The organism is Pseudomonas sp. B21-054 (assembly GCF_026016345.1).
In the GTDB taxonomy this organism is placed as follows: domain Bacteria; phylum Pseudomonadota; class Gammaproteobacteria; order Pseudomonadales; family Pseudomonadaceae; genus Aquipseudomonas.
This window is the reverse complement of record NZ_CP087204.1, coordinates 6460193-6482145: the sequence shown is the minus strand read 5'-3', so window position 1 is coordinate 6482145 and position 21953 is coordinate 6460193. Positions and strand designations below refer to the sequence as shown.

21 protein-coding genes are annotated in these 21953 nt (G+C 61.3%); 8 read left to right on the top strand and 13 right to left on the bottom strand.

The genetic code is table 11. The features are described from left to right. Positions 1 to 173: 173 nt before the first annotated feature. The 4 genes from LOY70_RS28275 to LOY70_RS28260 form a co-directional block, all read right to left on the bottom strand. Complete coding sequence (locus tag LOY70_RS28275) at positions 174 to 1379, bottom strand: MFS transporter (RefSeq protein WP_265031912.1); 1206 nt, start codon at positions 1377 to 1379, stop codon at positions 174 to 176. After that, the gene (locus LOY70_RS28270; RefSeq protein WP_265031911.1) at positions 1372 to 2325 is read right to left on the bottom strand and encodes a diiron oxygenase; all 954 of its coding nucleotides are present in this window, start codon (positions 2323 to 2325) and stop codon (positions 1372 to 1374) included. Before LOY70_RS28270 ends, LOY70_RS28275 begins: the two co-directional genes overlap by 8 nt. Continuing rightward, positions 2322 to 3401, bottom strand: coding sequence for a SagB/ThcOx family dehydrogenase (locus LOY70_RS28265; protein ID WP_265031910.1), 1080 nt, complete (start codon positions 3399 to 3401; stop codon positions 2322 to 2324). The genes LOY70_RS28270 and LOY70_RS28265 overlap by 4 nt, the downstream gene beginning before the upstream one ends. Before the next feature lie 439 nt (positions 3402 to 3840). Then, positions 3841 to 5037, bottom strand: coding sequence for a class I SAM-dependent rRNA methyltransferase (locus tag LOY70_RS28260; protein WP_003206543.1), 1197 nt, complete (start codon positions 5035 to 5037; stop codon positions 3841 to 3843). A 191-nt stretch (positions 5038 to 5228) separates the two neighbouring features. Between LOY70_RS28260 and LOY70_RS28255 the strand changes: the two genes are divergently transcribed. From LOY70_RS28255 to LOY70_RS28245, 3 genes are read left to right on the top strand one after another with little or no spacing between them, the layout of a single operon-like run. After that, positions 5229 to 6044, top strand: coding sequence for an HDOD domain-containing protein (locus tag LOY70_RS28255; protein WP_265038218.1), 816 nt, complete (start codon positions 5229 to 5231; stop codon positions 6042 to 6044). A gap of 44 nt (positions 6045 to 6088) precedes the next feature. Continuing rightward, entirely contained in the window at positions 6089 to 6901 is an 813-nt protein-coding gene (gene mutM, locus LOY70_RS28250) for a bifunctional DNA-formamidopyrimidine glycosylase/DNA-(apurinic or apyrimidinic site) lyase (RefSeq protein WP_123343640.1), read from the top strand. A 46-nt stretch (positions 6902 to 6947) separates the two neighbouring features. After that, positions 6948 to 7268 (top strand): multidrug transporter, encoded by a 321-nt coding sequence (locus LOY70_RS28245; RefSeq protein WP_123416196.1) that lies wholly within the window; start codon positions 6948 to 6950, stop codon positions 7266 to 7268. A 70-nt stretch (positions 7269 to 7338) separates the two neighbouring features. Here the strand turns inward: LOY70_RS28245 and LOY70_RS28240 are convergent, their stop codons facing one another. The 5 genes from LOY70_RS28240 to LOY70_RS28220 form a co-directional block, all read right to left on the bottom strand. Then, the gene (locus tag LOY70_RS28240) at positions 7339 to 7590 is read right to left on the bottom strand and encodes a YfhL family 4Fe-4S dicluster ferredoxin (protein ID WP_060740180.1); all 252 of its coding nucleotides are present in this window, start codon (positions 7588 to 7590) and stop codon (positions 7339 to 7341) included. 136 nt (positions 7591 to 7726) lie between these two features. After that, complete coding sequence (coaD, locus tag LOY70_RS28235) at positions 7727 to 8206, bottom strand: pantetheine-phosphate adenylyltransferase (RefSeq protein WP_025215993.1); 480 nt, start codon at positions 8204 to 8206, stop codon at positions 7727 to 7729. Between the two features lie 115 nt (positions 8207 to 8321). Then, the gene (locus tag LOY70_RS28230; RefSeq protein WP_265031905.1) at positions 8322 to 9917 is read right to left on the bottom strand and encodes a GMC family oxidoreductase; all 1596 of its coding nucleotides are present in this window, start codon (positions 9915 to 9917) and stop codon (positions 8322 to 8324) included. A gap of 147 nt (positions 9918 to 10064) precedes the next feature. Further along, on the bottom strand, positions 10065 to 10610 hold the full coding sequence (locus tag LOY70_RS28225; RefSeq protein ID WP_265031903.1) for a twin-arginine translocation pathway signal protein: 546 nt from the start codon (positions 10608 to 10610) through the stop codon (positions 10065 to 10067). Positions 10611 to 10637: 27 nt separating this feature from the next. Then, on the bottom strand, positions 10638 to 12068 hold the full coding sequence (locus LOY70_RS28220) for a coniferyl aldehyde dehydrogenase (protein ID WP_265031902.1): 1431 nt from the start codon (positions 12066 to 12068) through the stop codon (positions 10638 to 10640). A 148-nt stretch (positions 12069 to 12216) separates the two neighbouring features. Here LOY70_RS28220 and LOY70_RS28215 point away from each other — a divergent pair, with 148 nt between their 5' ends. Next, a complete protein-coding gene (locus LOY70_RS28215) occupies positions 12217 to 12888 on the top strand; it encodes a TetR/AcrR family transcriptional regulator (RefSeq protein ID WP_123343645.1) in 672 nt (223 codons plus the stop codon). Between the two features lie 35 nt (positions 12889 to 12923). Next, positions 12924 to 13778: a sulfurtransferase gene (locus LOY70_RS28210; RefSeq protein WP_123416192.1), complete on the top strand. Its 855-nt coding sequence runs from the start codon at positions 12924 to 12926 to the stop codon at positions 13776 to 13778. 117 nt (positions 13779 to 13895) lie between these two features. On the opposite strand, the gene LOY70_RS28205 is transcribed toward LOY70_RS28210, so the two are convergent. The 4 genes from LOY70_RS28205 to LOY70_RS28190 are packed head-to-tail and all read right to left on the bottom strand — an operon-like array spanning position 13896 to position 18378. Beyond that, positions 13896 to 14894, bottom strand: coding sequence for a hydrolase (locus LOY70_RS28205; protein WP_265031901.1), 999 nt, complete (start codon positions 14892 to 14894; stop codon positions 13896 to 13898). A gap of 34 nt (positions 14895 to 14928) precedes the next feature. After that, entirely contained in the window at positions 14929 to 15540 is a 612-nt protein-coding gene (gene rsmD / locus LOY70_RS28200; protein ID WP_265031899.1) for a 16S rRNA (guanine(966)-N(2))-methyltransferase RsmD, read from the bottom strand. Then, positions 15540 to 17030: a M16 family metallopeptidase gene (locus LOY70_RS28195; RefSeq protein WP_265031897.1), complete on the bottom strand. Its 1491-nt coding sequence runs from the start codon at positions 17028 to 17030 to the stop codon at positions 15540 to 15542. Before LOY70_RS28195 ends, rsmD begins: the two co-directional genes overlap by 1 nt. Continuing rightward, the gene (locus LOY70_RS28190; protein WP_265031896.1) at positions 17023 to 18378 is read right to left on the bottom strand and encodes a M16 family metallopeptidase; all 1356 of its coding nucleotides are present in this window, start codon (positions 18376 to 18378) and stop codon (positions 17023 to 17025) included. Before LOY70_RS28190 ends, LOY70_RS28195 begins: the two co-directional genes overlap by 8 nt. A 344-nt stretch (positions 18379 to 18722) precedes the next feature. Here LOY70_RS28190 and ftsY point away from each other — a divergent pair, with 344 nt between their 5' ends. The 3 genes from ftsY to ftsX are packed head-to-tail and all read left to right on the top strand — an operon-like array spanning position 18723 to position 21846. Continuing rightward, a complete protein-coding gene (gene ftsY, locus LOY70_RS28185) occupies positions 18723 to 20159 on the top strand; it encodes a signal recognition particle-docking protein FtsY (protein ID WP_265031895.1) in 1437 nt (478 codons plus the stop codon). Further along, a complete protein-coding gene (ftsE, locus tag LOY70_RS28180; RefSeq protein WP_003177474.1) occupies positions 20156 to 20827 on the top strand; it encodes a cell division ATP-binding protein FtsE in 672 nt (223 codons plus the stop codon). Before ftsY ends, ftsE begins: the two co-directional genes overlap by 4 nt. Then, the gene (gene ftsX, locus LOY70_RS28175) at positions 20824 to 21846 is read left to right on the top strand and encodes a permease-like cell division protein FtsX (protein WP_265031894.1); all 1023 of its coding nucleotides are present in this window, start codon (positions 20824 to 20826) and stop codon (positions 21844 to 21846) included. The genes ftsE and ftsX overlap by 4 nt, the downstream gene beginning before the upstream one ends. Positions 21847 to 21953 lie beyond the last annotated feature (107 nt).

The window sequence follows — 21953 nt, the reverse complement described above, 5'->3', positions numbered from 1 at the left end:
CGGAAGTGGCCGATGACTTTGCAGGATCACTGCGCGCCTCAGCATGAGCTCATAAACCCGCCGGGGATGAATGGCGATGAATGTCGCGATTCTACACCGCTGGCGCCAGGATGAAATGACGCAAAGTGCTGATCGGACGCCAATGTCGTGCTTGGGATGACGACTGGCGGCGCTCAGCCTGCCAACAGTCCCCTGTGGCGATGCCGGACCAGGGTGTTGAGCAGCAGCCCGAGGAGGCTGAGCAACATCAGGCACAGCGCCAGCGTGATCTGCATATCCAGCGGTGTAAGGCTGATCGCGGCACTGGTCAGCCCGCCGACGATGAAGATCAGCACGCTGCCGGCCGAGGCGGATGTACCGGCTTGCCCCGGGAATCTATTCATTGCCAGAGTGTGGGCCGCCGCCCGGGCAATGGTTGTTCCGGCGGTGCATACGATCATGGGCAGCAGCAGGGTAGTGACCGACAAGCCCAGTTGGCTGGAGAGTCCGAGCATCAAGACGCCCGCTACCAGGATCAGGCCCAGGCCCGTGATGATTTGCGTCTGTGGGTCTATTCGATTGCTCAGCACGGTCGCTACCGCTCCGCCGCCGATATAAGCCAGTCCGTAGCCCAGCAATGCCCACGAAAAGGCCTCGGGCGAGAGTTGCAACTGATCGATGAGCACCAGTGGTGAGATGACGATAAACGAGAAATGACAGGAAAAGGCCAGTGCCGACGTCAACCAATAGGCCATGAAGCTGAAGTCACCGCAGACCTTTCGATAAGACGCAATGAAGTCCAGGCGCTTGCGTGGGTGGCCCGCCGGGGACGGTTTGAGTAACAGGCTGGCGCCGACAAACACGCCGACTGCCAGGGCCACGAACACCAGGAAACTGCCACGCCAGCCCATCCAGCTTTGTAGCCCGGTGCCGGCCAGGGGCGAAACGGAAATGAAGATGCCACCGCAGGTGACCAGGAAAATACGCAGTCGCTGCTGTTCCCTGCCTGTGAACAGGTCCTGGATCAACGCCTGGGACAGGACGAAGCAACCGCACCCCAAGGCCTGGGCGACACGGAAAAACAGAAAGGACCAGTAGCCATCGGCGAGCACGCAACCTGTTGCCCCGACGGCTGAAACGCTGATCCCGATCAGCAGCAGGTTCTTGCGCCCCATGGCGTCGGAGAGTGGGCCGATCAGCAGCTGCGAAAGAGCGATGCCTACTGCGAACAGGCTGACAGAGAGGGCGATATCAGACGACGGCCTCTGAAAATGCTCGGACAACGCCGGGAACGAGGGCAGCACCACATCGATCGGAAACACGCCGAGCAAGGTCAGCGTCAGCAACAGCCCGACGGTGGCTGGTTTGCGAGTGCCTGGAAGGTCTTGGGTGTCAGCCATCGATAAACCCCGCCTGAGAGAAAAGCTGCCGGTTGTGTTCGTTGTCGAAAAAACCCGCCTTTTCCATGGCCGCGAAGGTCGAGATCGCCCCTGAGCGCACCCGTCGGGCATGGGCACCTGGTTGCAGGAGGTCGGCGATGATCTGCTGGGATGACGGCTCGTCGAAACCGACGCTGGCGAGGCTGCCCAGCAGCCTGGGCACGTCAGGCTCGAAATAAAGGCCGATGATCTCCAGCAGCATGCTTGCGGCCAGGTCGCGTTGTGTCGGGGCCAGGGCGGACCACAAGTACTGGAACACCTCGCTGAAGTAGCGACTGTGGCGTGCCTCGTCCTCGAGATGACTCCTGAGCATCCTGTACACCGTGGAAACCAACCCTTCGCGGGTGATGGCCAGCAGCTCTTTGGCGATGATCGTTTCGGAGACGAACCCCAGCAGGAACCACGCCAGGGGCCGATCCGCGGGGCACGTGATGTCGATTACAGCCAATAGCCGGGCGATACGCCTGGGGGGCGGACGATCGCGGATGTCATACAGGGCGGCGATCTGTTCGGCCACTTCATTGGAAAACAGTGCGTGGTAGCCCTCGTCGGTATAGAGCTGCAGGGCAGCGGTTTTCATCTGCCTGGGGATCGGCACGGTGAGTTCGCCATGAACGAGGGTTTCCACGGCACGATTGACGACTCGGTGTTCGAGCAAGGTGGTGTAGTCGAGGAAATACACCAGGTGATTGGCCGCCAGGCGCTGGGCAATGGAGCGTCCTGCCCTGTCGATCAGCGGATGTTCGATATAGGGAATGAAGGTGGGGGGAAACCAGTCTCGAATCGACAGTTGCTGCTCCAGATCATCGGGCAACCGGTAGTCGTTTTTCCCCACGCGTACCGTGGCCTTGTTATCCCAGTCGCCCAGGGTGTAGCGAGGTACCTGGGTAAAGGTAGAACCGGTCATGAGACAGTGTCCTGGCCATTGACCAGGGCCATCAGCTCATTGCAATGCACCTGTCCGTCGCCATGCCCGCAGCCGACAAAAAACAACGGTTGCTCCGGGGCTTCCTCAAGGCCAAGCAGCTGTTCCACCTGGCGGTCGGCCAGCGCCCCGGTCAACCAGCTATTGAGGCCAAGTGCAGTCGCAACCATCAGGAAGACCTGGGACACGTGACCCGTTTCAACAAATGCCATCCGGTAGGCGCGGGAGTGCTCGTACTTCCACCACAGTCTGTCGAAGCGTGAAGTGATGAACAGCCCGAATGGCAGAGGATTAATGAAGTGCTGACCACATAACAATTGGCCCAGGGGAGCATCCGGTATTGGTCGGATCAGGCTCAAGGCGTGTTCGTCGGGGTGATAGGTGTACATCCCCGGTGCCAGCCCTGTGACGTTGCGCACGTAAAGATAACCCTCGCAGGCATTCAGGCCGCCACCCGAGGGGCTGCTGCGGCGTGCGTTCAGCGTATCGGGGGGGCTGACCTGAACGCACGAGCGTTCGTTCAAGTAACCCAGGGTCAGGTATAGGAGGGTGCTGACCTGCTCGACTGAAATGGCGTGTTCGCTGAATGAGCGAGAAGTGCTCCGGTTGACCAGCGTCTGCGCCAGCGAAACGTGCTGTAGATCCACCAGCGAGCACGGAGCAAGGGCAATCCGGTCGACCGGGCATGGCTTCGTCCTGGTGGTGGGTGTCGGTGAGGCAAGTACTTCATTGCAATGTTGCAGATACAGCGTCGCCCATTCATTCACATCTTGGGGGACACTCTCGCAGGGAATGTTCTTTGTGCCGATATGAAAGATTTTCGACAGTTCATCCCATTTCCAGTTAATCGGTTTTCTGGGTTCGGTAATCAGTATGTCGGCCTTGACGAACTCAATGTCTATTGGGTTGCAGGTGTCGAATTGTGACGGATCGCTGATAAGTTGCGCCAAACGTATCGAATGTTCAAGTTCAAGTTCGAATTGAGTGTGGTACTCATAGTTCCATACAATTTGGTGCGGCGGTCGCGCAAGTATGAAAAGGCACGGGTTTATATGCATGAAAATGGATTCCGCTGGAACGAAGAGTCTGGATGGAGCGGGGCGCCGGCACTCCCCAGCTCCATCTTTTACTTACTTAGCGGCTTTTTGGAACAATCAGGCCTGCCAGGTTTGCGATTTTATTAGCTTCCAGATTGATTGCTTTCATCGTACAGCTCCTTTGTTTGAGATGAGTGTTGTGTTTTTTAATAGTTGTCACTTGCGCTGTGACAGTTCAATCATAGTTTGTGATGAGTGCTTGGCAAGTGGATATTGAGTAGGAAAGCTCCAGTAATTATGTGGGAGGGTTCATACAGAATGTATAGATAGTGATATTGACTTCAGTGCTCGGTAACTTTTCATACGCGCAAAAAAATTCGCAGCCAAGGCTGCGAATCAGGCATCGATCAAATATCACGGTGCGGGGCCCGGCAGCCATGACTGCGGCCCCATCCGAGACTCAGCTGTTGGGCAATAACCGGCAGGTAATGCTTTTGATGTAGCGGGTTTCGGCAATGGCCGGGTGCACCGGATGGTCCGGCCCTTGGCCGCCGCGTTCGAGCAGCTGAATGTTGCGGTCCAGGTGGCGGGCACTGGTCAGGAGGATATTCTGCAGGTCGTCTTCGGGCAGGTGCATCGAGCACGAAGCGCTGACCAGGATGCCGTCCTTGCTGAGCAGGCGCATGGCCTGTTCGTTGAGACGGCGATAGGCGCCTTCACCGTTTTTCAGGTCTTTCTTGCGTTTGATGAAGGCCGGCGGGTCGGCCACGATCACGTCGAAACGCTCTTCGCTGGCCTTGAGCTCCTTCAGGGCTTCGAACACGTCGCCTTCGATGCAGGTCAGTTTCTCGGCGAAGCCATTGAGCGCCGCATTGCGCTCGACACCGTCGAGGGCGAAGGCGGAGGCGTCGACACAGAACACTTCACTGGCACCGAACGCCGCCGCTTGCACGCCCCAGCCGCCGATGTAGCTGAACAGGTCCAGGACACGCTTGCCCTTGGCGTATGGCGCCAGGCGTGCGCGGTTCATGCGGTGGTCGTAGAACCAGCCGGTTTTCTGACCTTCCATGACCGGTGCCTCGAACTTCACGCCGTTCTCTTCCAGGGCGACCCATTCCGGCACGAGGCCGAACACGGTCTCGACGTAGCGGTTCAGGCCTTCGGCATCACGGGCGGCGGAGTCGTTCTTGAACAGAATGCCGCTGGGCTTGAGCACCTGGGTGAGGGCGGCGATCACGTCGTCTTTATGGGCTTCCATGGTGGCGGAAGCGATCTGCACCACCAGAATGTCGCCGAAACGGTCGACCACCAGGCCCGGCAGCAAGTCGGAATCGCCGTAGACCAGGCGATAGAACGGCTTGTCGAACAGCCGTTCGCGCAACGACAAGGCCACGTTGAGGCGATGCACCAGCAAGGATTTGTCCAGCGGCAGCTTGACGTCACGGGACAGCAGGCGGGCGCAGATCAGGTTGTTGGGGCTCATCGCGACGATGCCCAGCGGCTTGCCACCGGCGGCCTCGAGGATGGCCTGGTCGCCGGCCTTGAAACCGTGCAGCGGGGTGGCGGCTACGTCGATTTCGTTACTGTAGACCCACAGGTGGCCGGCGCGCAGGCGACGGTCGGCGTTGGCTTTGAGGCGCAGGCTAGGCAGGGACATGACGTCGCTCCGGAAAAAAGAGCGGGAGTATACCGTGTTGCGGTGATTGGCGTGCTTGAAGGACGATCGGTGGCCCAGCGGTGTATCGGATCCATCTTTAAGGGTTAGAATCCCCGCCTGACCCAGAGTGTGCACTCATGTCCAAAGAGCTTACCGCTGAACAGATCCAACAGTCCCTGCAAGGCATCAGCGTGCCGCCCCAGCCGCAGATCATGGTGGATCTGCAGATGGAGCAGTACATGCCCGATCCGGACCTGGAGACCATTGCCAAGTTGATCTCCCAGGACCCGGGTCTCTCGGGGGCCTTGCTCAAGATCGTCAACTCGCCGTACTACGGCCTGCGCAACAAGATCACGTCGATCCAGCGTGCGGTGAATCTGTTGGGCAGCCGCTCGATCATCAACCTGATCAATGCGCAGTCGATCAAGGGCGAGCTGCACGACGATGCCATCGTCACCTTGAACCGCTTCTGGGATACGGCCCAGGACGTGGCGATGACCTGCCTGACCCTGGCCAAGCGCGTCGGCCTGGAGAATGGCGACGAAGCCTACGCATTGGGTTTGTTCCACGATTGCGGCGTGCCGTTGATGCTCAAGCAGTTTCCCAGCTACATGGGCGTGCTGGAGGAGGCCTACGCCAATGCCAGCGCCGAGTGCCGGGTGGTGGACACCGAGAACCGCGTGTTCAATACCAACCATGCGGTGGTCGGTTACTACACCTCCAAATCCTGGCGCCTGCCGGACCACGTCAGCCAGGCCATCGCCAACCACCACAATGCCCTGGCGGTTTTCAGCGACGACTCTTCACGCAACAACAGTCAGCTGAAAAACCTGCTGGCGATCCTGAAAATGTCCGAGAACATCTGTGCCTCCCATCGGGTGCTGGGCAATCAGGCCGAAGACCATGAGTGGGAGTGCGTCGGGGCGCTGGTGCTCGATTACATCGGTTTGTCGGAATACGACTTCCAGACCCAGAAACAGGAAATCCGCGACCTCGCTACTCGCTAAGCGCTGAAGATAAGCGCCGAGCCTTCGCCTGACTCGAGAGCCCTATGCCAGAACTGCCGGAAGTCGAAACCACCCGTCGCGGAATCGCGCCCCACCTTGAAGGCCAGCGGGTCAGTCGCGTGGTGGTCCGCGACCGCCGCCTGCGCTGGCCGATTCCGGAAGACCTCGATGTGCGGCTTTCGGGGCAACGCATTGTGCTGGTGGAGCGACGGGCCAAGTACCTGCTGATCAATGCCGAAGTCGGCACCTTGATCAGCCATTTGGGCATGTCCGGCAATCTGCGGTTGGTGGAGGTCGGCATGCCCGCCGCCAAGCACGAGCACGTGGACATCGAGCTGGAGTCCGGCCTGGCCTTGCGCTACACCGACCCGCGGCGCTTCGGGGCGATGCTCTGGAGCCTCGACCCGCTCAATCATGAACTGCTGATCCGCCTCGGGCCGGAACCGTTGACCGACCTGTTCGACGGCGAACGCTTGTTCCAGCTCTCGCGTGGTCGCTCCATGGCGGTCAAGCCGTTCATCATGGACAACGCGGTGGTGGTGGGCGTGGGCAACATTTATGCGACCGAGGCGTTGTTTGCCGCCGGCATCGACCCGCGTCGGGCGGCCGGAGGTATTTCCCGGGCGCGTTACCTGAAGCTGGCAATCGAGATCAAGCGCATCCTCGCCCACGCTATCGAGCGCGGCGGTACCACGCTGCGTGATTTCATCGGTGGCGATGGCCAGCCCGGCTACTTCCAGCAGGAATTGTTCGTCTACGGCCGAGGCGGTGAGCTGTGTAAGGTCTGCGGCACGGGGCTGCGGGAAATCCGCCTGGGACAGCGCGCCAGTGTCTGGTGTCCACGCTGTCAGGGCTGATCCGTCTATAGTCAGTAGTCATACTGCTTAGCCGAAGGATCGCCCCATGAATCTGCTTCGACCTGTTGTTCTTGCGCTGCTGCTGAGTGTCGGTTTGCCTGCCTTGGCGAACGAAGGCAGCGGCGACCCGCGCTACACCATCCAGAATCCGCCTGCCTTCGCCATGATCGGCGACCTGCTGATCGCCCGCCCGCTGTTGCTGGTCGCCACGGTGATCGGTGCCGGGGCGTTTGTGGTGTCGTTGCCCTTTACCGCGCTGGGCGGTGGGGTTGGTGATGCGGGGAAGGCGTTGGTGGTGGACCCGGCGAAGGCCACATTCGTGCGATGCCTGGGGTGTATTGGGGAGGGGTTTGAGCGGCAGGAGTGAGGCGGGCAGTTGGATCTTGGGTGTTGCTGCTCGCGATGAGGCCCGCAAAGACCCTACACAATAATCTGGCTCAATCCTTACCCGTAATCTTGCGATATTTCGCCATCAACTGTTCTTCAGTTTCCGGATGAGCTTCATCCAGGGGGATGCAATCCACCGGGCAGACCTGCTGGCACTGGGGTTCGTCGTAGTGGCCGACGCATTGGGTGCACAGGTTCGGGTCGATGACGTAGATCTCTTCGCCTTGGGAAATGGCTTCGTTCGGGCACTCGGGTTCGCAGACGTCGCAATTGATGCAGTCGTCGGTGATGATCAGGGACATGCAGGCTCCTGCCGGGGCGTTGGGCCCGGGCATCTGAAAACGTATGGGCGCAATTGTGCCCCATTGGCGAGCGCAGTGCACGCGGGCGCGATGGACTGCGCTGTGTCGGGCTGCGAAGTGGATCGCAGCCAGCGGGTTATTTCTTGAAGCGCAGGGTCAGTGCATCGGCCACGGCCGGGTGGACGAACTTGGTGATATCACCGCCCAGGGCCGCGATTTCCCGCACCAAGGTCGAAGAAATAAAGGAATAGCGCTCCGACGGCGTCAGGAAAAGGCTCTCGACGTCCGGTGCCAACTGACGGTTCATGTTGGCCAGCTGGAACTCGTACTCGAAGTCCGAGACCGCCCGCAGGCCGCGCAGGAACACATTGGCGTTCTTTTCCTTGGCGAAGTGCGCCAACAGCGTCGAGAAGCCAACCACTTCCACGTTGGGCAGATGTTTGGTGACCTCGCGAGCCAGATCCACACGTTGTTCCAGCGGGAACAGCGGGTTTTTCTTCGGGCTGGCGGCGACGGCAATGATCACATGGTCGAACAGGCGCGCGGCGCGTTCGACCAGATCGCCATGGCCCTTGGTAATAGGGTCGAAGGTACCTGGGTACAACACTCGGTTCATCGCGTCGTCCTGGCGGGTGTCCGTTGGGGAGTCGGATGGTATCGCAGCCTTCTCGGTCGGCCAAGTCGGCTGTTGGGTAAGAAAGCACTATAGACGCTGCGAATAATCCCTATATTCATGATTTTTTCAGACGTTCGGCCAGGGAAGTCGCCAATTGAGCGGTTAGCCCGTACACCGATAATTGTGGATTGGCGCCGATGCTGGTGGGGAACAACGAGCCGTCATGGATCGAAAGATTGTTCAGTTGATGATGACGGCCGAGGCTGTCGGTGACGGCGGTTTTCGGATCTTCGCCCATGGCACAGCCACCCATCACGTGGGCACTGCCCAGGCGCGTGCGGTACAAGGCGAGGTCCAGGCCGTCGATCAGCGAGCGGGCTTCGGCCAAGGTCTTCACGTAGCGGGCATCGCTGTGCATTGGCATGACCGTCCGGGCGCCGCCGGCGAACTGAATCTCGGCCATGCTGTGGAATGCCCGGCGCAAACCGTCCCAGGCGTAGGGCGACACCGCGTAGTCGAGCACGGGCGTGCCGTCGCTGCGCAACTCGACGCTGCCGCCGGGGCTGTCCGGATGAAACCCGTCGCGCAACAGCGCCAGCATGGCGTGGGTGTGGGGCAGTTGCGCCATGTGCAGGGCGTTCTCGGTGCCAAACCCGCCCAATAGCGTGGCGGCGAGGGCCGGATGCAAGGGCGGGACCTCCAGCTTGTAGGACATCTGGCCAGCGGTACCGTCCTGCCATTGGAAGTGATCCGAATAAATCGACTGCGGCGCGCCATAGAACGGGTTGATGACCTCGTCGAATTGCCCGGCGGACATGTTCACCAGATGCAGGAAAGTCCGCTTGCCCAGGCGTTCATACGGGTCTGGCGCGTCGGAGCGCAGCAGCAGGGCCGGGCTGTTGATGCCACCACCGGCCAGTACGTAGTGTCGCGCCTTGACCGTGATGCGCCGCCCGGTCGGCGCCACGCAGCGCTCATCCATGGCCAGGCACTCAAGCCCGGTAATCGTATCGTTCTTGAGGATCAGGCGCTCGGCCCGTGCCAGGTAAAGCAGCGCCCCACCCTTGTCCAGCGTGGCCGGGATGGTGGTGACCAGCATCGACTGCTTGGCGTTGGTCGGGCAGCCCATGCCGCAATAGCCCAGGTTCCAGCAGCCGCGCACATTGCGCGGGATCACGTGCCAGCTGTAGCCCAGTTTTTCACAGCCTTTGCGGATCACATCGTTGTTGGCGTTGGGTGGAATCAGCCAGGGCGCCACACCCAGGCGTTGTTCCATCTGTTCAAACCAAGGCGCCATTTCAGCGGGGCTGTGGCCCTTGACGTTGTGCTCGGCGGCCCAGTGGTCGAGGGTCTGGCCGGGCGTACGGAAGCTGGAGGTCCAGTTGATCAGCGTTGTGCCACCGACCGCCCGGCCCTGGAGAATGGTGATGGCGCCATCCTTGCTCATGCGCCCGAGGCCTTCCTGGTAGAGGCTGGTGTAGGCCTGGTCCTCGAGCAGCTTGAAGTCATGGCTGGTCTTGAGTGGGCCCTCCTCGATCAACAGCACGTTGTAGCCGGCAGCACTGAGGATTTCGGCCGTGGTGCCGCCACCTGCGCCGCTGCCGATAATCGCCACGTCCGCTTCCAGCGTCAGGTCCTGGGCCAGTTGCGCGCCGTTGTAGGTGGTCCAGCCACGGGCCAGGCCTTCGCGGAAGGGATCGGGTACGGGCATGTTCAGGCGCTCTTATTGTTATGAGTATGTGATGTAGACCCCTGTGGGAGCGGGCTTGCTCGCGATGGCGTCAGATCAGGCGCAACTGTATTGACTGACACACCGCCATCGCGAGCAAGCTCGCTCCCACAGGATTTCACTTGGTTTTCAAATCTTGGGCGGTCCCGGGTACCCGCAATGCGCCCAGGCCTCGGCCCGGCTGTACCACGCCATCATCACCATTTGCAGCAACGAGCTGTGGCCTTGTCGCAGCAAATCCAGCAAGCTGTTTTCCCATCGATCGAGGAACTGGCGGATGTCATCGGCGCTGGCGTTTTCCCACGAGCCCCAGACCCCGGTCAGCGGCCCGCGAGTCACGCCCAGCGTGAGCACGTCGAACAGTTGGCGCGTGAGCTTGAGCATGGTCGGGGACAGATGAGCCAGGCCGCTGTCGAGGCTTTGCAGGGTGGCTTCAGTGGCGGCGGGAATCTGTTCAATGGCCACGGCGCCGTCCAGCAGCACCGGGATGACGGCACGCAAGAACGGCAGATCGCTGTCACGCAAGGCCGCCAGGCCGCGGGCCGGCTGGCTGGACGAGCAACCGCTCAGGCTGGTTCCCAGCCCGACGGTGGCCAGGAACATGCTGGCGCCGAGGCTGAATTTCAGCAGGCCGCGCCGCGACAGGGCGGGTGTAGCGGTGAGGCTTGGATTCATTCTTGTGATTACCCAGGCAGACGCGCGTTAGCGGACAAACAGCTTCTGGATCAGTTTCTGCAGAGGTTTGCCGTAAGGCGGATAAATCAGCCTTGCGGCGTTGAAACGCTGCTTGGTCAGCACGCCTTTGGCTTTGCTGAACGTCAGGAAACCTTCGTGCCCGTGGTAGTGCCCCATTCCCGAGGCACCGATGCCGCCGAACGGCAAGTCGTCCTGGGCCACGTGCAACAACGTGTCGTTCAGGCAGACACCGCCGGAATGGGTTTCGTTGAGCACACGGTTCTGTTCGGCCTTGTTGTAGCCAAAGTAGTAGAGCGCCAGCGGACGAGGTCTCTGATTGATGTAGGCAAATGCCTGGTCCAGGCTCTCATAAGGCACGATGGGCAACAGCGGGCCGAAGATTTCGTCCTGCATGACGGTCATGTCATCGCTGACATTGAGCAACAGGCTGTGGGCCATGCGCCGGCCCTGGCCTTGGTCGAACAGTTCAATCAGCAGCGCCCCCTTGGCGGTGGCATCGCTGATGTAGCCGTTGAGCCGCGCCAGCTGTCGTTCGTTGATGATTGCGGTGTAGTCCGGGTTATCAGCCAAGGTCGGATAAAACCCGCGAACCGCCTGGCGATACGCTTCAACGAATTCGCCGACACGGTTTTGCGGGACCAGCACGTAGTCCGGTGCGACACAGGTTTGTCCGGCATTCATGGTTTTGCCGAAGGCAATGCGCTCGGCGGCGTCCTTGAGCGGCACATCGACAGAGACGATGGCTGGGGATTTTCCACCGAGTTCGAGGGTGACCGGGGTCAGGTTTTCGGCGGCGGCACGCATCACATGCTTGCCAATGCTGGTGGCGCCGGTGAACAACAGGTGGTCGAACGGGAGTTTGGAAAACGCCATGCCGACCTCAGAGTCACCGAGTACCACGCCTACCAGGTCCTGGGGAAAGATCCTGGCCAGCAATTGCTTGAGCAGCAAGCCGGTCGCAGGGGTCGATTCGCTGAGCTTGAGCATGACCCGGTTGCCTGCCGACAACGCCCCCACTAACGGGCCAATGGCCAAAAACAATGGGTAGTTCCAAGGCACGATGACCCCGACCACGCCCAGCGGCTGATACATCACTTTGGCCGATGCCGGCTGGAACGCCATGCCTACCTTGCGTCGGACGGGTTTCATCCAGCCCTTGAGGTGTCGGCTGGCGTAATGGATGCCGTGCAGGCTCGGCATCAACTCGGCCAACAGTGTTTCGTCGGCGCTGCGATGACTGAAATCCTGGCTGATGGCGTCGACCAACGCTTGTCGCTCGTTGCTCAACAGCTCCTGCAATGCCTTGAGCCATTGTTGGCGTTGTTCGGCCGGTGGCATCGAATGGGCGGCGTAGGCTTGGCGCTGGGCATCGAAGAGCGACCGCAGTGCGCCCAGTTGCTGTTGAGACTCGTGCAGGTAAGCAACGTCGGCAGGCATTGTCGGGCACCGGATATTATTAGAATGGGTGTTTTCTAGAGCTTGTACTCTAGAAAGTCAATGGCATCCGCAACGGCTTTGGGTTTTGCCTATCATCGATAGGTCGTAAGATGCCATTCAATGCCTTCGTCGAATTAAAGCCCAAACCATGGTCCCACGAATGAAAACCAGCGAGCGCATCGTGCAAAACAGCCTCGAACTGTTCAATCAGCAGGGCGAGCGCAGTGTCAGCACCAATCACATTGCCGCCCACATGGACATGTCCCCAGGCAACCTCTACTACCACTTTCCCAACAAGCAGGCGATCATTGCCGTGCTGTTCAGTGAATACGAAAACCTGGTGGACAGCTTCCTGCGTCCGCCCAAAGGTCGCGCATCTACGGTGGACGACAAGCGTTTCTACCTGCAGGAACTGCTGTCGGCGATGTGGCGCTACCGCTTCTTGCACCGGGACCTGGAGCATCTGCTCGACAGCGACCCAGACCTCGCGGCCCGCTATCGTCGGTTTTCCCAGCGCTGCCTGATCCACGGTACGGCGATCTACGAGGGCTTCGTGGCGGCCGGTATCCTGAAGATGGACCGGGTGCAGATCGAGTCCCTGACCCTCAATGCCTGGATCATCCTCACGTCCTGGGTGCGATTTCTGTGCACGACGCGAGAAAACTCCAGCCATCTGAGTGAACAGGCCATCAAGCGTGGCGTCTACCAGGTGCTGGTGCTGGAGGCCGGCTTCGTGACCGACCAGGCCCGCGAAGCGGTGGATGCACTGTTCAAAGAGTATTACGTCCCCCTGGCCCGGACCCTGGAAGAAGGGCTGTAGGCATCGAACCCTCGACTTAACCACAGGAGCCCAGCATGCCCATCGCGCAACTCATCAGCCCTCAAGCCCTCGAGCAGCAAAGGTCACGACCCGGGTTGGTGATCCTCGATTGTCGTTTTGCCCTGGAAGACCCCGATTACGGCCAGCGCAGCTACGCCGAGGGCCATATCGCCGGGGCGTCGTTCGCGGACCTCGAGCGAGATTTGAGCGGGCCGGTGATCAAGGGCGTGACCGGACGTCATCCGCTCCCGGAGCCCGAGACCTTGGTAGAGCGCCTGCAAGCCTGGGGCATCAGCAACGACAGCGACATCGTGCTGTATGACGACGGCCCGGGGGCCTATGCGGCCCGAGCCTGGTGGTTGCTGGCCTGGCTGGGTAAGCGTGATGGCGTGTTCATCCTCGACGGCGGGCTCAAGGCCTGGCATGCCGCCGGCCTGCCGCTGAGTCTCGACCCGCCGCTGGGCCGTCGCGGGACCTTCAGCGGTTCGCCGGATGCGACCTTGCTGCTCAGTGCTCAAGCGCTGCAACAGCGCCTCGGCCAACCGGATATGACCCTGCTGGACGCCCGGGCGTTGCCACGCTTCAAGGGCGAGGTCGAGCCGATCGATCCCGTGGCCGGGCACATTCCTGGCGCCCAATGCGCGGCGTTCACCGACAACTTGGCCGCAGATGGGCGCTTTTTGCCGGCGGATCAACTCAAGCAACGTTTCGCCGAAAAACTGCGGGAGCGTTCGCCGACTGAGCTGGTGGCCTATTGCGGCTCTGGCGTGACGGCGTGCCATAACCTGTTTGCCTTGTGCCTGGCCGGCTATCCGTTGGGAAGGTTGTACGCGGGCTCATGGAGTGAGTGGATCACCGATCCGCAGCGGGGCGTGGCGAAGGGCGAATAGTGCTCACACCCTAAACGACTGTGGGAGCGAGCTTGCTCGCGATGGCGCTGGCACAGTCAGCGTCATTGCAAGCTGATCCACCGCTATCGCGAGCAAGCTCGCTCCCACAGGGGATGCTCATCCGCGGCCGAGGCTGGCCAGCCAGCGGGGAATCCGCCGCTCCAGGTAATACCCCGGGCGCCGCAAGGTCCCGTCGACAAACCCCACATGCCCACCCTGGGCGTGCAGCTCAAGTTGGGTCGAGGTAGACAGCTCGCCGGGTTCGGGCAAGCTGTGGGGGAAGACAAAGGGATCGTCGGCGGCTTGGATGACCAGGGTCGGTGTCTTGATCCCACCCATGAAATAACGACTGGAGGCGCGCCGATAATAATCCGCCGCATCGGAGAATCCATGTAGCGGCGCGGTTATCCGGCCATCGAAGTCCCAGAAGGTGCGCATGTTTTCCAGTGGGCCCAGCGCCGCCAGGGTCGCCAGCCCTTCGTGGCGTCCGTCGTGCTGGAACTGGCGTTGCTTGTTACGCACGTAGGCCACCAGTTGACGCATGAAGTGCGCCTGGTAGAACTTGGAAAATCCCTGGCCGATGCGATCGGCGCACTGGTCGAGACGGAACGGTACCGAGACCGCCACCGCGCCCTGCAGCTGGCTGTCGCCGCCGGTTTCCCCCAGGTGCTTGAGCAGCACATTACCCCCCAGTGAATAACCCACCGCAAACAGCGGCGCCAAGGGCCGTCGGGCCCGAAGATGGGTGATCGTGGCGGCCAGGTCTTCGCTGACGCCGGAGTGGTAGCTGCGGGGCAACAGGTTCGGCTCGCCGGAACAGCCGCGCCAATTCAGCGCGACACTGGCCCAACCCTGGCCGCCGAGGGCTTGTTGCAGGCCGGCGACGTAAGGCGAGTTGGAAGAGCCCGTCAGCCCGTGCAGCACCAGCACCAAGGGGGCATCGGCGCGGTGGGGGCCATGCCAGTCGAGGTCGAGGAAATCGCCGTCATCGAGCCACAGGCGCTCACGTTCGCGATCGATGTGAGTGGTCTTGCGCCACAACGGCCCCCACAAGGTTTGCAAGTGCGGGTTGCCAAGGCCCAGGGCGGGGACGAAACGTTCAGATGCAGCGGACATCATTATTATTATTCTCGATGCACTGGCCAGCCGTTCAACTAACGGTCTCTGCCATACGTTGCCACAACGCGTAATACACCCGTCCAGACCTCTGCTCGCGATGCAGGCGCCAATTGCCCGGCAAGCCCAGGGTGGACGGGGCGGTCTCGCTTTCAGTGTAGACCCAGGCATCCTCGGCCAGCCAATGCCGTTCCTCGAGCAAGGCACAGACCGCGGGCAGCAGATTCTGATTGAACGGTGGGTCCAGAAACACCAGGTCGAAGGGGCTCGCCGGTTGCCCATCCAGGTAGCGCAGCGCGTCAGCCGTTTGCACTTGGCCGACGGTGCAGCGCAGGGTACCCAGGTGTTCTTTCAGGCTGGAGACCGCCAGGCTGCTGGCGTCCAATGCCTGGCCCATGGCCGCGCCACGGGACAGCGCTTCGAGAAACAGCGCACCGCTGCCGGCGAATGGGTCAAGCACCCGGGCGCCCGCTACGTAAGGCGCGAGCCAGTTGAACAGGGTTTCGCGCACCCGGTCCGGGGTCGGTCGAAGGCCTGGTGCGTCAGGGAAGCTCAGGCGGCGGCTGCGCCATTCGCCGCCGATGATGCGCAATTGATTCACCCCGTTGTGAACGGGTTTCTTGCTGGAATTCGATGAGCGGGCCATTAGTGCTCCGGAACCCCGAGCGGCTGCTCGGCGGGTTTGTCAGTAGGGGCCGGTAGCGGCTTTTGCGGCACGGTCGGGCCGGCGGTGACGATGATCATTTTGTCGGTGCTCAGGTGTTTGTTCAGCGCGGCCCGGACCTGTTCGACCGTCAGTGCCTGGGACTGGCGCATGAAGTCTTCCAGGTAGCTCAGCGGCAAGTCATAGAAGCCCATCGCGCCGAGTTGGCCGACAATATCGGCGTTGCTGGCGGTGGACAGCGGGAAGCTGCCGGCCAGCTCACGCTTGGCGTCATCGAGTTCTTTCTGGGTGGGGCCGTTCTTGAGGTAGTCGGCGAACACCTCCTGCACCAATTTCAACGTGCCTTCGCTCATCTCGGCCCGGGTTTGCAGGTTGATCATGAACGGGCCTCGGCCTTGCATCGGCGTGAAGCCGGAATACACGCCATAGGTCAGGCCGCGCTTTTCCCGCACTTCGGTCATCAGCCGCGTGCCAAAACCACTGCCACCGAGAATCTGGTTGCCCAAGGATACCGCTGCATAGTCCGGATCGTCCCGGTCGATGCCCAGTTGCGCGAGCATCAGGTTGGTCTGCTTGGACGGAAACTCGATATGCGTCACGCTCGCCTTCGGTTCCACCGGCGGTGGCGTTTTCGCCAGGGCCGGGCCCATGGGCAGCGCGGCGGACACCTGATTGGCAATCGCTTCGGCCTCGGCGCGGGACAAGTCGCCCACCAGGGCAATCACCGTGTTGCTGGCGGCATAAGCCTTGGCATGGAAAGCCTGGGCTTGAGCCAGTGTGATCGGTGGAATGCTTTCTGCGGTGCCGTCACTGGAATGGGCATAAGGATGATCGCCGTACAGGCGTTTCATCAATTCCAGGCCTGCGAGTTTGCCGGGGTTCTGTTTCTGATATTCAAAACCGGCGAGCATCTGGTTCTTGATGCGGGCGAAGGAGTCGGCGGGGAAGGTCGGTTTACCGACCACTTCGGCGAACAGCTTCAGCGCTGGCTCACGCTTGTCCACCGCGCTGAGGCTGCGCAGCGATGCCAGGGCCATGTCCCGGTAGGCACCGTTGCCGAAATCCGCGCCAAGGCTTTCGAAACCCTGGGCGATGGCGCCAACGTCTTTGCCGGCCACACCTTCGTTGAGCATGGCATTGGTCAGCAGGGCGAGGCCGGGAGCGTCGCCGTCCTGGCTGCTGCCAGCGGCAAAGGTCAGGCGCAGGTCGAACATCGGCAGCTCCCGGGCTTCGACGAACAACACCTTGGCGCCGTCAGTGGTTGTCCAGGTCTGTACGTCGAGCTGGCGGTGGCTGGGGGCTTTACCGTCCAGTTCCGCCAGTGATTGCAGCTTGTTGCCAGACTTGGCTTTATCCAGGGCCTGGCTCGCGGTGACGCCCCTGGTGGGGGACAGATAGAAGGCCAGGGCGCCGATCAGGGCGATAGACACCAGGCCGATCAGCACCAGGCGCGATGATTTGCGCTCACTCATGAGCTTTCTCCTCGGGCAGGACGTGCGCAACGCTCAGGCGCGAGCGGGTGAAATACAGCTGGGCTGCCTTCTGGATATCTTGCGGGGTCACGCTTTGCAGTTCGGCGAGTTCGGTGTCCATTAGCTTCCAGGACAAACCGACGGTTTCCAACTGGCCGATGGCGGTGGCCTGGCTGGTGATCGAATCGCGCTCATACACCAGGCCGGCAATGACCTGGGCGCGCACGCGTTCCAGTTCTTCAGCGGTCGGGGCGGTGGTTTTCAACTGCTCGAGCAGCCGCCACAGACCGGCTTCGGCCTGGGCGAGGGTTTTGTTTTTCTGCGTGTTGGGCGTCGCCGACAACGTGAACAGCGTATCGCCACGGGTGTAGGCGTCGTAGCTCGACGATCCGCCGGACACCAGCTCTTCGCCGCGCTCCAGCTGGGTCGGGATCCGGCCGCTGTAGCCACCGTCCAGCAGGGCCGAGATCAGTCGCAGGGCGTTGACCGAGGTTTTGTCCGTGGCGGTGGCGATGCTCGGCACATTAAAGGCCAGCATCAGGCTTGGCAATTGGGTCTGCACATGCAGGGTGATCTGGCGCTCGCCGGGTTCGGCCAGCTCCAGGGGGATTTTCGCCACCGGCACGTCGCGCCGGGCAATCGGGCCGAAGTAACGCTGGGCCAGGGTCTTGACCTCGTCCGGCGTCACGTCGCCGACCACCACCAGGGTTGCGTTGTTCGGGGTGTACCAGGATTCATACCAGTGACGCAGCTCTTCGACGGTCATGCGCTCAAGGTCGGCCATCCAGCCGATGGTCGGCGTGTGATAACCGCTGGCCGGGTAAGCCATGGCCTGGAAGCGCTCGTAGGCCTTGGACATGGGCTTGTCGTCGGTGCGCATGCGGCGCTCTTCCTTGATCACCTCGATCTCGCGGCTGAACTCCTCCGGTGGCAGGCGCAGGCTCGCCATGCGGTCGGCTTCCAGTTCGAAGGCCACGCCCAGGCGATCCCGGGCCAGCACTTGGTAATAAGCGGTGAAATCATCGCTGGTGAAGGCGTTTTCTTCGGCGCCCAGATCCCGCAGGATCAGCGACGCTTCGCCAGGGCCGACTTTCTCGCTGCCCTTGAACATCATGTGTTCCAGGGCGTGGGACAAACCGGTCTGGCCGGGGGTTTCATAACTGGAGCCAACCTTGTACCAGACCTGGGATACCACCACTGGCGCGCGATGGTCTTCGCGCACCACGACCTTCAGGCCGTTGTCGAGGGTAAATTCGTGGGTGGGTTGTGGATCGGCAGCCAGGACTGAAAAGGGCAGAAAAACTGTGCTGAGCAGCAGGCCTGCAGCACGGCGGGCAAGAGCATTCATTCGTGTTTAAACCTGTTGGGCTGCCCGCTAGGTCTTAGCGTCGGCGGGCGAGAGGGTGCTAGGATAACGGTCCGTTTTACTGGCGGCCACGCCTATTGGGCCTTTTATCGGCCCCGGGCTATTTGGATTCCCCGGAGAAACCCTGGGTTTGTTCGTTGATCCCTGCGTTTTCGCCGATGATGCCCTGCCAGTCCTTCGAAAACATCGACGATGAGGTGTCCCTGGGACATTTCGACAATCTGTTGCGCGTGAACAAGCTGGATGAAACGCAGTCTGTTCAGCATCGAATATTTATCACCGAAGCGCCCTCGTGGCGCTTCGCTACCGTGAGATAGCCGTCCTCCATGTTTGGTTCCAACGACGACAAGAAGACCCCAGCTGCGGCTGGCGAGAAAAAAGGCCTGTTCGGATGGCTGCGCAAGAAGCCGCAGGAAACCGTCGTCGAACAGCCACAAGTGCTGCCTGAGCCTGACGCCAAGGCCGTGGTCGAAGAACCGCCGCCCATCGTCCTGCCGCTGGCCGAGCCGGTGCTGCAACCGGTCGAGCCTGAGGCTGCTGCCGAGCCAGTGGTCGAGCAGCCGCTGACCCCGCCCGCCGAGCACACGCCGTGGCTGACCTTGCCGGTGGCGGAAGAGCCGGTCGCGCTGGTCGAGGACGCACAGGTACCCCATGTCACCCCACCGATTCCGGCTCCGACACACGTTGTCGAGGCACCGGTCGTCGAACCGGTCATTGAGCCGCCGGTCACCGCTGTTGCCCCCGTGATTGCGCAAGCGGCACCCGAGCCAGCGCCAGCGCTGCTGGAAACGATTGCTCCCGCCAAGCCCGTACGCTCCACCGAGGAAAGCAAGGTGGGTTTCTTCGCCCGCCTCAAGCAAGGCTTGTCCAAGACCAGCGCCAGTATTGGCGAAGGCATGGCCAGCCTGTTCCTGGGCAAGAAAGTCATCGATGACGAATTGCTCGAAGACATCGAAACCCGCCTGCTGACCGCCGATGTAGGCGTCGAGGCCACCTCGGTGATCATCCGGAGCCTGACCCAGAAGGTCGCGCGCAAGCAGCTGACCGATGCCGACGCGCTGTACAAGTCCCTGCAAGGCGAGTTGACCAGCCTGCTCAAGCCGGTGGAGCAGCCACTGGTGATCGCCTCGCAGAACAAGCCTTTCGTGATCCTGGTGGTGGGCGTCAACGGCGCCGGCAAGACCACCACCATCGGCAAGCTGGCGAAGAAGCTGCAGCTTGATGGCAAGAAAGTCATGCTCGCCGCCGGTGATACCTTCCGCGCCGCCGCCGTCGAACAACTGCAAGTGTGGGGCGAGCGCAACAAGATCCCGGTGATCGCCCAGCACACCGGCGCCGACTCCGCGTCGGTGATCTTCGACGCCGTGCAGGCCGCCAAGGCCCGTGGCATCGACGTGTTGATCGCCGACACGGCCGGTCGCCTGCACACCAAAGACAACCTGATGGAAGAGCTGAAGAAGGTTCGTCGGGTAATCGGCAAGCTCGATGCCGACGCACCCCACGAAGTGCTGCTGGTGTTGGACGCCGGTACCGGCCAGAACGCCATCAACCAGGCCAAGCAGTTCAACCAGACCGTCGAGCTGACCGGGCTGGCCCTGACCAAGCTCGACGGCACCGCCAAGGGCGGGGTGATTTTCGCCCTGGCCAAGCAATTCGGCCTGCCCATTCGCTACATCGGCGTGGGCGAAGGCATCGACGATTTGCGCACCTTTGAAGCCGAGCCCTTTGTCCAGGCACTGTTTGCCGAGCGGGAGCATTCATGATTCGTTTCGAACAGGTCGGTAAACGCTATCCGAACGGTCACGTCGGCTTGCATGAGCTGAGCTTTCGGGTCCGTCGGGGCGAGTTTCTGTTTGTCACCGGCCATTCCGGCGCCGGTAAAAGTACCTTGCTGCGCCTGCTGCTGGCGATGGAGCGGCCCTCCACCGGCAAACTGCTGCTGGCCGGCCAGGACCTGAGCACCATCAGCAATGCCCAGATCCCTTACCTGCGGCGGCAGATCGGCGTGGTGTTCCAGAATCACCAGTTGCTGTTCGATCGCACGGTGTTCAACAACGTGGCGTTGCCGTTGCAGATCCTTGGCCTGTCCAAGGCCGAGATCATCAAGCGTGTGGACTCGGCCCTGGAGCGCGTGGCCCTGTCGGACAAGACCGACCTGTACCCGGGCGACCTGTCCACCGGCCAGCAACAGCGGGTCGGCATCGCCCGCGCCATCGTCCACCGCCCGGCCTTGCTGCTGGCGGACGAACCCACCGGTAACCTCGACCCGCGTCTGGCGGCGGAAATCATGGGCGTGTTCGAAGACATCAACCGCCTGGGCACCAGTGTGCTGATCGCCAGTCACGACCTGGCGCTGATCGCGCGCATGCGTCACCGCATGCTCACCTTGCAACGTGGTCGATTGATCGGTGACGGGGAGGCCGGCGTATGAGTGCGACTCGCAGCCCGAAAGTGGCCGAACGGGTGGCCCCGAAAGCCTCCGACCCGCAGCCGCAAAAGAAAAAACGCGACGATGACGACGGTCCGGACTTCGCCACGCTGTTGCGCGCCTGGATCGAAAGCCATCGCGCCAGCCTGCTGGACAGCCTGCGGCGCTTGGGCAAGCAACCCATCGGCAGTTTCTTTACCTGCATGGTGATGGCGGTGGCCCTGAGTTTGCCCATGGGCCTGTCATTATTGCTAAGTAATGTGGAGCGCCTGGGGGGCTCCTGGCAGCGTGCGGCGCAGATTTCCCTTTACCTTCAACTGGAGGCGACCCCGGGCGAAGGCCAGGCGCTGCGCGAGCAGATCAAAGCCATGCCGGGCGTGGCCGATGCCGAATACATCAGCCGCGAGCAGGCGTTGGAAGAGTTCCAGCAGCAGTCCGGCCTGGGCGAAGCCCTCAAGGAGCTGCCGGAAAACCCGCTGCCAGGCGTGGTGCTAGTGACACCGAATGAAGTCGACAAGCCGACCCTTGAAGCATTAAGACAAAGACTTTCCGAATTGCCGAAGGTACAACAGGCACAACTTGATCTAGTCTGGGTCGAGCGTCTGGCGGCGATACTCAAGCTCGGTGACCGGTTTGTCTTCGGCCTGACGGTGCTTCTGGTGTCTGCATTACTTTTGGTGATAGGCAATACCATTCGTCTTCATATTGAAAACCGCCGCACCGAGATAGAAGTGATTAAACTCGTCGGCGGCACGGACAGTTATGTACGCAGGCCCTTCCTTTATATGGGGGCGCTGTATGGCTTCGGTGCCGGGATTCTGTCCTGGGGCGTATTGGCGTTTGGCCTGGACTGGCTGAACGATGCGGTAGTGGGGCTGGCCGGTTTGTACGGCAGTGATTTCGCGCTGGCCGGAGTGCCAGTCGCCGACGGTCTGTCGCTCTTGCTTGGCGCGGTGCTGTTGGGTTATATCGGTGCATGGATTGCGGTCGCACGCCACTTGCGTGAGCTTGCGCCAAAATAGTGTTTTTTGCGCGTATTGACCTTTCGGTTTTTGTGGGAACTTGTCTTTGGGTTCCCGGTCAATTTTCGCAGTGCTGAACTGCACGAGTTATGTGAGTCGGAGGTTTT